The following is a 2,500-nucleotide window of genomic DNA, read 5'->3' as shown; positions in this document are numbered from 1 at the left end:
AACCGAGTCTTAACTGGGCGCTAAGTTGCAAGATATAGACCCGAAACCCGGTGATCTAGCCATGGGCAGGAAGAAGGTTGGGTAACACTAACTGGAGGACCGAACCGACTACTGTTGAAAAAGTAGCGGATGACCTGTGGCTGGGGGTGAAAGGCCAATCAAACCGGGAGATAGCTGGTTCTCCCCGAAATCTATTTAGGTAGAGCCTTATATGAATACCTTCGGGGGTAGAGCACTGTTTCGGCTAGGGGTCCATCCCGGATTACCAACCCGATGCAAACTGCGAATACCGAAGAGTAATGTATAGGAGACACACGGCGGGTGCTAACGTTCGTCGTGGAGAGGGAAACAACCCAGACCGCCAGCTAAGGTCCCAAAGTCTATATTAAGTGGGAAACGAAGTGGAAAGGCTTAGACAGCTAGGATGTTGGCTTAGAAGCAGCCACCATTTAAAGAAAGCGTAATAGCTCACTAGTCGAGTCGGTCTGCGCGGAAGATGTAACGGGGCTAAAATATAGCACCGAAGCTGCGGCATCAAGAGAAATCTTGTTGGGTAGGGGAGCGTTGTGTAAGCTGAAGAAGGTGGTTCGAGAGGGCTGCTGGAGGTATCACAAGTGCGAATGCTGACATAAGTAACGATAAAGCGGGTGAAAGACCCGCTCGCCGGAAGACCAAGGTTTCCTGTCCAACGTTAATCGGGGCAGGGTGAGTCGGCCCCTAAGGCGAGGCTGAGAAGCGTAGTCGATGGGAAATGGGTTAATATTCCCATACTTGGATAAACTGCGATGTGGGGACGGAGCAGGTTAGGTTAGCGTACGGATGGAAGAGTACGTTTAAGTTGGTAGGTGGGTGAGTTAGGCAAATCCGGCTCACCATTAACACTGAGAGATGATGACGAGGCTCTACGGAGCTGAAGTAACTGATACCCAACTTCCAGGAAAAGCCACTAAGCGAAAGGTTTATCTAAACCGTACTGGAAACCGACACAGGTGGTCAGGTAGAGAATACTAAGGCGCTTGAGAGAACTCGGGTGAAGGAACTAGGCAAAATAGCACCGTAACTTCGGGAGAAGGTGCGCTGGCGTAGTGTGAAGTCCGAAGCGGATGGAGCATGAACCAGTCGAAGCGACGAGCTGGCTGCAACTGTTTAATAAAAACACAGCACTCTGCAAACACGAAAGTGGACGTATAGGGTGTGATGCCTGCCCGGTGCTGGAAGGTTAATTGATGGTGTCATCGAAAGAGAAGCACCTGATCGAAGCCCCAGTAAACGGCGGCCGTAACTATAACGGTCCTAAGGTAGCGAAATTCCTTGTCGGGTAAGTTCCGACCTGCACGAATGGCATAATGATGGCCAGGCTGTCTCCACCCGAGACTCAGTGAAATTGAAATCGCCGTGAAGATGCGGTGTACCCGCGGCTAGACGGAAAGACCCCGTGAACCTTTACTATAGCTTGACACTGAACCTTGAATTTTAATGTGTAGGATAGGTGGGAGACTGCGAAGCGGTAACGCCAGTTATCGTGGAGTCGCTGTTGAAATACCACCCTTTAACGTTTGATGTTCTAACGAAGCGCTCGGGACGAGTGTTCGGACAGTGTCTGGTGGGTAGTTTGACTGGGGCGGTCTCCTCCCAAAGCGTAACGGAGGAGCACGAAGGTTGGCTAATGACGGTCGGACATCGTCAGGTTAGTGCAATGGTAGAAGCCAGCTTAACTGCGAGACGGACAAGTCGAGCAGGTACGAAAGTAGGTCATAGTGATCCGGTGGTTCTGAATGGAAGGGCCATCGCTCAACGGATAAAAGGTACTCCGGGGATAACAGGCTGATACCGCCCAAGAGTTCATATCGACGGCGGTGTTTGGCACCTCGATGTCGGCTCATCACATCCTGGGGCTGAAGTAGGTCCCAAGGGTATGGCTGTTCGCCATTTAAAGTGGTACGCGAGCTGGGTTTAGAACGTCGTGAGACAGTTCGGTCCCTATCTGCCGTGGGCGTTGGAGAATTGAGGGGGGTTGCTCCTAGTACGAGAGGACCGGAGTGAACGCATCACTGGTGTTCCAGTTGTTTCGCCAGAGGCATTGCTGGGTAGCTAAATGCGGAAGAGATAAGTGCTGAAAGCATCTAAGCACGAAACTTGCCCCGAGATGAGTTCTCCCTGACTTAAAGTCAGTAAGGGTTGTTTAAGACTAAGACATAGATAGGCTGGGTGTGTAAGCGGTGTGAGCCGTTGAGCTAACCAGTACTAATTGCCCGAGGGGCTTAACTATACAACGCTGAAGGGTTTTTGCGGAGAGTGGAAGCTGAGGAGAAGCGGAAGCGAGGAAAGGCAAGAGCGCGGAGCGAGGGAAGAGCGAAGAGAGAAGGAAGTAGACAGCTTGTGTTAAGTTAAAAGGAAGCCGGAAAGGTTAAAGAAAGAACAAGAAGAAAGAGAAGATAGAGAATAAGCAGATACACTGCGGTGAGCAATAGCAATAGCAATAGCAATAGCAATAGCAATA

The 2,500-nt window shown here is 50.7% G+C and carries 1 rRNA gene (cut by a window edge); it reads left to right on the top strand.

Features of this window, described 5'->3' with window-relative positions:
• Positions 1-2,269 (top strand): 23S ribosomal RNA (locus JP36_RS10325) (it extends 629 nt beyond the left edge of the window).
• Positions 2,270-2,500: the final 231 nt, after the last annotated feature.

Origin of the sequence: Gallibacterium genomosp. 1 (assembly GCF_000771875.1) — a bacterium.
Lineage (GTDB): Bacteria > Pseudomonadota > Gammaproteobacteria > Enterobacterales > Pasteurellaceae > Gallibacterium.
The sequence above is the reverse complement of the archived record's forward strand: the minus strand, read 5'-3'. Positions and strand labels throughout refer to the sequence as shown.